At 35.3% G+C, this 7,963-nt stretch carries 5 protein-coding genes and 1 pseudogene; all 6 read left to right on the top strand.

Translation table 11 applies throughout. The features are described from left to right. Window positions 1-194, top strand: a pseudogene (locus VIG73_RS03345) (ABC transporter permease); the annotation flags it as partial. Between the two features lie 16 nt (window positions 195-210). Continuing rightward, the gene (locus VIG73_RS03340) at window positions 211-1,170 is read left to right on the top strand and encodes an ABC transporter ATP-binding protein (RefSeq protein ID WP_331639132.1); all 960 of its coding nucleotides are present in this window, start codon (window positions 211-213) and stop codon (window positions 1,168-1,170) included. After that, window positions 1,171-2,160 carry an ABC transporter ATP-binding protein gene (locus VIG73_RS03335; RefSeq protein WP_331639131.1) on the top strand — a complete coding sequence of 330 codons (990 nt, stop codon included), beginning with the start codon at window positions 1,171-1,173 and terminating at the stop codon, window positions 2,158-2,160. Window positions 2,161-2,210: 50 nt separating this feature from the next. Further along, window positions 2,211-3,797, top strand: a complete 1,587-nt coding sequence (locus tag VIG73_RS03330; protein ID WP_331639130.1) for an ABC transporter substrate-binding protein — start codon at window positions 2,211-2,213, stop codon at window positions 3,795-3,797. Between the two features lie 53 nt (window positions 3,798-3,850). After that, on the top strand, window positions 3,851-5,242 hold the full coding sequence (locus tag VIG73_RS03325) for a M14 family zinc carboxypeptidase (protein ID WP_331639129.1): 1,392 nt from the start codon (window positions 3,851-3,853) through the stop codon (window positions 5,240-5,242). Between the two features lie 25 nt (window positions 5,243-5,267). After that, complete coding sequence (locus VIG73_RS03320) at window positions 5,268-7,550, top strand: S9 family peptidase (protein ID WP_331639128.1); 2,283 nt, start codon at window positions 5,268-5,270, stop codon at window positions 7,548-7,550. Window positions 7,551-7,963: the final 413 nt, after the last annotated feature.

Raw genomic sequence — 7,963 nt, 5'->3', positions numbered from 1 at the left:
GTTTAAGTTTCTTAGGCCTAGGTGATCCGAATGTCATTAGTTGGGGGCAAATGGTTTTCCAAGGAAAGTCATACTTAGCAACAGGTTGGTGGATTTCGACATTTTCCGGTTTAGCTATTGTTGTGACTGTTTTAGCTTTCTATTTAGTAGGAGATGGCCTGAATAAAATACTAAGTCCAAAATTGAAACAATAATTGGGGGTTACAGCTTATGCCAGTACTATCAATTCGGAATTTAAATGTGACATTTAAGACAGAGAACAAAGCTGTTAAAGCTGTTAATAATGTTTCCTTAGATATTGAAGAAAATGACACAATCGGTATTGTTGGTGAATCGGGTTCAGGAAAATCAACATTAGCGATGGCTATTTTAAATCTATTACCTAACAGTGCAAAAGTAGATGGAGAGATTTGTTATAAACATGAAAACCTTGTTGGTAAGTCACCAGAACAATTGAAATATCTACGTTGGACAGAAGTTGCAGTTGTCTTTCAGAAATCGATGAATGCTCTAAGTCCAGTTCATAAAATTGGTAATCAATTAGCTGATGTTTATTTATTACATGAAAAGAATGCCACAGTGGAGGAAGCAAAGACGAGAATTATAGAATTATTGAAAGTCGTTAATTTACCTGAACGTGTATATAACTTATATCCACACGAATTGTCAGGTGGAATGATGCAACGTGTATCTATTGCATTAGGTCTTATTCATAATCCGGAAGTGCTTATTTTAGATGAAGCAACGACAGCACTCGATGTCGTCACAGAACGACAAATATTAGAAGAACTAAAAGAATTAGAGGAAAGATTAAAAATTACGCGTATTATGATAACGCACGATATGTCCGTCGTTGCGACCGCATGTAAGAAGGTGGCTGTTATGTATGCAGGACATATTGTTGAAGTCGGTTTAGTGGAAGATGTGTTGTCAGCTCCGAAACATCCATATACGAAAGGACTGATTAACTCATTCGCATCAGCTTCTAATAAAAACAAAGATATTCATGGTATTCCGGGGTCTTTACCAGATTTATCCCAAGAACATAAAGGATGTATATTCGCACCGAGATGTTCAATAAGTTCAGATATATGTTTTAAGGAAAAGCCATCAAATAAGATGTTTGATAATAACCGCACAGCAGCTTGTCATATGTTAGGGGGTGATTAAATGGGAGTAGAAGCTATATTACAAATGAAAAATGTAAAAAAATGGTACGAAACGCGCGTACCAGTAAAAAACAGTCGATTCAAATCTGAAAAGAAATTTGTTAAAGCCGTAGATGGAATTAATCTTGATGTGAATGCAGGAGAAATTCTTGGAGTAATCGGTGAATCAGGTTGTGGAAAATCAACATTAGGTAAATTATTAATGCTCTTAGAAGAACCGACTGCTGGTGAAATATTAATCAACGGTGTTCCAAGTCATGAACTCTATAAAAGAAATCAACTTGAATTTAGAAGGAAAGTACAAATTATTTTTCAAAATCCATTCGATTCATTTGATCCGCGAAATACAATAGCGACTGTTCTATTAAGAACATTAAAACTCCATCAAATTGGATCATCTAAAGAAGAACGTTTGAAAATGATTGCTGACGCATTAGAGGAGGTGGGGCTAAAGCCTTCGCATAAATATATGTCACGGTATCCCCATGAACTATCAGGAGGGCAATTACAGAGAATATCAATCTTACGCGCAATGTTACTAGAGCCAGAAATCTTAATTGCAGATGAAGCAGTATCGATGTTAGACGTATCAGTAAGAGCAGGAATTATTAAGTTATTAAAAAAATTAACAGAAGCAAACAATACAGCCCTTATTTTTATCAGTCATGATATTAATACAACAAGCTATATTTCTGATAAAATCGCCGTCATGTATTTAGGGGAAGTTGTTGAATACGGGTTGGCGGAAGATCTAGTTGAAAGAACAAGTCATCCATATACGAAAGTATTGTTATCTAATAGCGCCTCCATTGATATGAAGGAAAATGAAGCGATCACGATATCAGGTGAACCCCCAACGCCTATTGATCATGGTCCGGGATGTTACTTTGCACCAAGATGTTATATGGTACAGGACGTATGCCTTAGCAAGCATCCGAAGCATCAATCAATTACCAATCATCATCGAGCATCATGTCATTTTGTAAAGTAAGTAGCAAGGAATATTTATAAAACAACAAAGGATTAAAGGAGAATAACACGATGAAAAAATTTCTCATTCCATTTATGTTAATCATAGCCCTAGTTCTAGTTGCTTGTAGTGGAGACAATACAAATTCGGATATTAATAAAAGTGGTGGAAGTGATAAACCTAAAGAAGGTGGTACAGTTATTGTCGGATTGTCGGGTGATCCATTAGACTTTAATCCAAATGCTAAAGGAGACGATGATGCTTATGCGATACATCAAAACATTTTTAACCGTTTGTTAAAATTAAATAATAATCAAGAAGTGCTTCCTGATTTAGCGAAAGAATATGAAATATCTAAAGATGGTTTAGAGGTGACGTTTCATTTACAAGAAAGTGTTAAATGGCATGATGGTGAACCATTTAGCTCTGAGGATGTTAAGTTTACATTCGATACAATTATTAAAGAAAATGGACAAGCTTCAGGATCTTTAAAAGCTGTTAAAGAAATAACGACGCCAGATGAAAACACGGTAGTCTTCCATTTGGATCGTAAGGATTCATCATTGATTGGTACGTTGTCATGGTATGGTATTTTCATTATGCCGAAACATATTTATGAAGGTACAGACTGGACAACAAATCCGGCTAACCATCAACCGGTTGGAACAGGTCCTTTCAAATTTGTTGAACATGATAAAGGGGTTAGTATTACACTAGAGAGAAATGAAGATTATTGGGGCGATGTACCATTAATTGATCGAGTGGTATTCTCTATTATTCCTGATGCAAATACAGCTATTCAAGCGCTTAATAATGGCGAACTAGATATTTTAGGAATTTCACCACCGTTTGCAGAAATGGAAGGGTTTAAAAATAATCCACAATTAGACTATGGAGAAGCGGTATGGCCAACACGTTTTCAACTAGCTTTTAATTTAAAGGATAAGACGTTTTCTGATTTAAAAGTAAGGCAAGCAGTAGCATATGGAATTGATAAACAAGAAATTATTCAAAAAGCTTTAAAAGGAATTGGGGAAGAATCAACAACTGCCATGGTCCCAGCTTTTAAAGAAGCGTTAAATACAGATGATGTTTTTCCAGGACGTGATGTTGAAAAAGCGAAGCAATTACTAGAGGAAGCGGGTTATAAAGCTGATTCAGAAGGCATTTATTTTTCAACAAAAATCGACGTCTTTAGTGGAGAGCCATTTGAAGATATTGCAACTGTTATTCGCGAAAATCTAGCAGAAGTAGGAATTGATGTATCCATTAATATTATGGAATCTGCTGCATGGAGTGACAAAGTTTGGGATAGCAAAAACTATGAGATGTCCCTTCTAGCGGGTTATCAAGGCCCTGGACCAGGTGCATTAGTTGGTAGATTTACTTCTGAAGGGTCTATGAATATTTATAACTATGAAAACAAAAAAGTAGATGAAGCATTAACAAATGCGACAGCGCAAGCAACATTGGAAGAAAGTGGACCATATTACAAAGAAGCTCAGAAATATATTGTAGAGGACATACCAATGCTTCCGTTATCAGAGTGGATTTCTGTACAACCATATCACAACTATATTAAAGGTCATCCAATGTCAAAAGAATATATTGATAAAACAGGTTTTACTGAATTCACATACATTTGGATTGATAAATAATCTATGCACTATATCCATTTAAATAGATAAAAAATTTACTAGGAGTGAAAGCAATGGATTTAAATTTAATAAGAAAAATTGTTGATCAAGTTCCTGAATATGATAGTTTTCTAACTGTTGATGAGTTAGATGAAAGTACATGGCAACTTGCAAATGAGTATCCAGATGTTGTTGAAGTATTCGAGGCAGGACGTTCACGTAAAGGTCATCCGATTCTTTGTTCGAAAATTGGTGACGGTGAGAAAAACGCGCTTTGCTTCGCTCTACCGCATCCTAACGAACCAATTGGCGCCATGATGATTGAATATTTATCACGTGCTTTAGCTGAAAATGAAGGATTTAGAAAAGCGACAGGTTATACATGGTACTTTATGAAGTGTGTCGACCCAGATGGCACTCGTCTAAATGAAAAATGGTTTAAGGGACCTTTTAACGTCTACAATTATACGAAGAATTTCTTTCGTCCTGGAAGTATTGAGCAAGTAGAGTGGACGTTCCCGATTGAATATAAAAACTTGAAATTCAATGATCCAATGCCAGAAACAGAAGCAATTATGAAAGTGATTCGTGAAACAAAACCAGAATTCCTTTATTCATTACACAACGCTGGTTTCGGTGGAGCATATTGGTACATTACGCATGAATTTGAAGATATTTATGATGAATTACGTGAAGCTGCATTGAGACAAGGGGTGTCATTACATCTCGGTGAGCCAGAATCACCAGCTGTGGAAGAGTTTTCACCTTCAATCTACCGTATGTTAGGAATTGAAGAGGAATATGATTACCTAGAGAGATTTACAGATGTTAATCCAGCAGAACATATAGATTGCGGGACAAGTAGTAACGGTTATGCGAGTCAATATAATGATTGTGTGACAATTTTAACGGAGCTACCTTACTTTTTTGATAAGAAAATCGAAGACTTAAGTGAATCGGATATGACACGCCGTGAAGCTATTTTAAAAAACATAGAATTCAGTGTGAAACATTATACTGCGATGGATCAATTATTAGAACAAATCAGACCATATTTAACGAAAGGCAATCCGTTCCCATTGCTTGTTGAACAAATGATTGAAAATAGCCAATCAAGTGCACAAGCGAAGAAAAAGTGGTCAGAACAAGAAGAATTTGCAAGAAAAGCGACAGTCTCGGAAGTATTCGATAACTTAGTAGTGGCACGCTTTTACAACGGATTAAGTATCGGACTTGTTATGAGAACAGCAGAATTTGAGATGGAAAAACTGAAAGAACAAGGTGACTATGATAAAGAAGTCATGGAGAAATTAGCTAACGTTCAAAAAGAAGCTTCTCGTAGATTAAAAGAAAACTCAGATTGGTTAGAAGAAAATATGGATTATGAGGTTATTCCTATTCAGAAACTAGTTAAAATCCAAGTTGAATGTGGTTTAATCGTAGCGAATAGAAAGTTAAAAGGTTAATTAGAACAATGGGGGTATCATGAAAATGATGGAAAAATATAGGAAGGCAAAGCAATTAATTCCAGAATATACAAAGGATGACGTATTAAATGGAGACATAACACCATATTGGATTGATCGCTCCCATTTTTGGTATTTGTTAGAACATATGGAAGATGATAAAGTTGTGACTTATGTTTACGTCATGGCGTATGAAACAGGCGAAAAGGACATAGTTTTTAACTATACTGATTTTATTCAGTCGTTTAATCGGGTTGCTAAGAAAGACTTGACAGTCGAATCTTTTCCAAAAGAACGTTTAAATTTTTGTTTAATAGATAAAGAGGTCACTTTTCAAATTGATTTGACAAATTATTCATATAATATCACAGCAGATACATTTTCTGTGGAAAAAGAAAATGTAAGAGCCTTAGAAGATAGCATAACGTCTCCAAATGGGCATTATGTCGCCTATATAAAAGATTATAATGTATATATTGAGGATTTAACAACTCATGAAGAGATTCAGCTTACTCATGATGGGGAGCCATACTTTGATTATGGCTCCCATCCTGAATCCAATAACCGAGCGGTCTATAATATCATTCATAATGAAAAGCTAAAACCAGGGATTCTATGGTCACCGAATTCCGAGAAAATATTAACGTATAAATTGGATCAGCGCCGGGTGCGAACGCTTGATGTTATTCAATCGGTTACAAATGATGAAGATGATTTAAGACCAAGACATTATTCATATCGTTATCATTTGCCTGGTGATGAATATGTTCCAGTTGTTCAGTTATATTTATGTGATATGAAAACTAAAACATGTCAATCACTTGATATACCAGAAATGTATATAAACTTTACTCCACCATTTACAGAGGACTATAAAAAACTTTTATGGTCAAAAAATAGTGACTATCTGTTTATACCACGATTAAGTCGCGATTTTAAAACGGTAACATTATATGTAGTTGATGCGAATACCTTTGAAGTTAAACAGTTATTGGAAGAAAGGAATGCTACATTTTTATTCCTTGACTCTTTTGAAGTAATGGATGGATATAAAGACTATGCATTTAACCATGCTTTACTAGAAGAACGAAATCAGTTTATTTGGCATTCTGAAAAGAGTGGCTGGTCACATTTATACTTACATGATTTGTCGACAGGGACATTAATTCGCCCATTAACTTCTGGTCATTGGGTAGTTAGAAGATTAATTGCTGTTGATTCCGAAAATGAATGGGTCTATTTCACAGCTGGTGGTAAGGAAAAAGGTAGAGATCCTTATTTCGAGCATTTGTATCGCGTGCGTTTAGACGGTACCGACTTAACATTACTTACACCAGAAGATGCTGATCATGAGGTCTATCTTTCACCAGATAATGATTATTTTATTGATGTCTATTCACGTATTGATTTGCCACCGCATACCGTTTTACGAAATGTTGATGGAAGATTTGTTAGAAAAGTAGCGGAAGCAGATATTTCTCGCTTGTTAGAGAAGGGGTATGTTATCCCAAAACCAATAAAAGTCCTATCAGAAGATGAATCGTATGACATATATGGGTTAATGATTCTCCCCTCTGAATTAGATGAAGAGCAGTCGTATCCAATGATAGATTATGCATATGGTGGACCACAAACACTTCATACGCCGAAACGTTTTACATGGACCAATTCGTTCGCTGACCCACTGGGTGGATTGCAATCATTAGCACAGTTGGGTTTCGTCGGGGTGATGATTGATGGAATTGGAACGCCACAAAGAAATAAGGCTTTTCATGATTATTCATATCAAAACTTACAAGCTTGTTCCGGACTTAAAGATCATGTACATGTCATAAAAGAATTGGGAAAGAGTTATCCATATCTGGACTTAGAACGTGTCGGAGTGTGGGGATTTTCTGGTGGTGGATATGCAACTGTTCGTGCTATGTTTGAATATCCAGATTTTTATAAGGTTGGTGTATCAGCGTCGGGAAATCATGATCAAAGACTGTATAATGCTGCATGGGTAGAACGGTATAACGGTTTGTATGAAGAAGACGTTTATCAAAAGCAAGATAACACAAAGTTAGCTCACCGATTACAAGGAAAATTATTACTTGCCCATGGTGATCTTGATGATAACGTGCATATCTCACAAACAATTCGCTTAATTGACGCGCTAATTAAAGAAAATAAAGATTTTGATTTTGTCTTTATGCCAAATGAGTATCATATTTTATTATTTAACTTATATTTCATAAGGAAAAAGTGGGATTTCTTTGTTAAACATTTATTAGGTGTAGACCCTCCACAAGAATACCCTTTATAAAAAGGTAGAGAGTAAAAGTTGATTTACAAAACATAGGGAAAAAGGTTTGAAGTCCTTTTCCTTATGTTTTATATTTTGGTACTTTAATTATAAGTCCTAGTACATGAACAATGGATTAATAAAAGATATATAGTCTATACTTGGAGCAGAGGTGGTGGGGATATAGACCACTCTGCATCAGTCATAGGTGCCTTTGAATGCGATATGAATTTTAATAAACTTGATTTATTTAGTCAAAAGAACCTGCTGTTACACCAATATTTTCAGAACCAAATGCTAAAGAAAAAATCTTGTTCGTTATCTTTTCAGTTTCTACCCATGCTTCAGGATGAGTGTGAAAGGCTTTGTCGTTCTGCCAATAATTAAATAATCATACTTAGGGATTACTTTTTTAATTACCTCTAATTCATCAG

Origin of the sequence: Cerasibacillus sp., from assembly GCF_036516575.1 — a bacterium.
Taxonomy (GTDB): Bacteria; Bacillota; Bacilli; order Bacillales; family Amphibacillaceae; genus Cerasibacillus.
The sequence above is the reverse complement of the archived record's forward strand: the minus strand, read 5'-3'. Positions and strand labels throughout refer to the sequence as shown.

Bases quoted from the DNA above. Each gene is read 5' to 3' on its own strand.
- VIG73_RS03335 (WP_331639131.1), top strand. From the start codon at position 1,171: ATGGGAGTAGAAGCTATATTACAAATGAAAAATGTAAAAAAATGGTAC.
- VIG73_RS03340 (WP_331639132.1), top strand. From the start codon at position 211: ATGCCAGTACTATCAATTCGGAATTTAAATGTGACATTTAAGACAGAG.
- VIG73_RS03330 (WP_331639130.1), top strand. From the start codon at position 2,211: ATGAAAAAATTTCTCATTCCATTTATGTTAATCATAGCCCTAGTTCTA.
- VIG73_RS03320 (WP_331639128.1), top strand. From the start codon at position 5,268: ATGATGGAAAAATATAGGAAGGCAAAGCAATTAATTCCAGAATATACA.
- VIG73_RS03325 (WP_331639129.1), top strand. From the start codon at position 3,851: ATGGATTTAAATTTAATAAGAAAAATTGTTGATCAAGTTCCTGAATAT.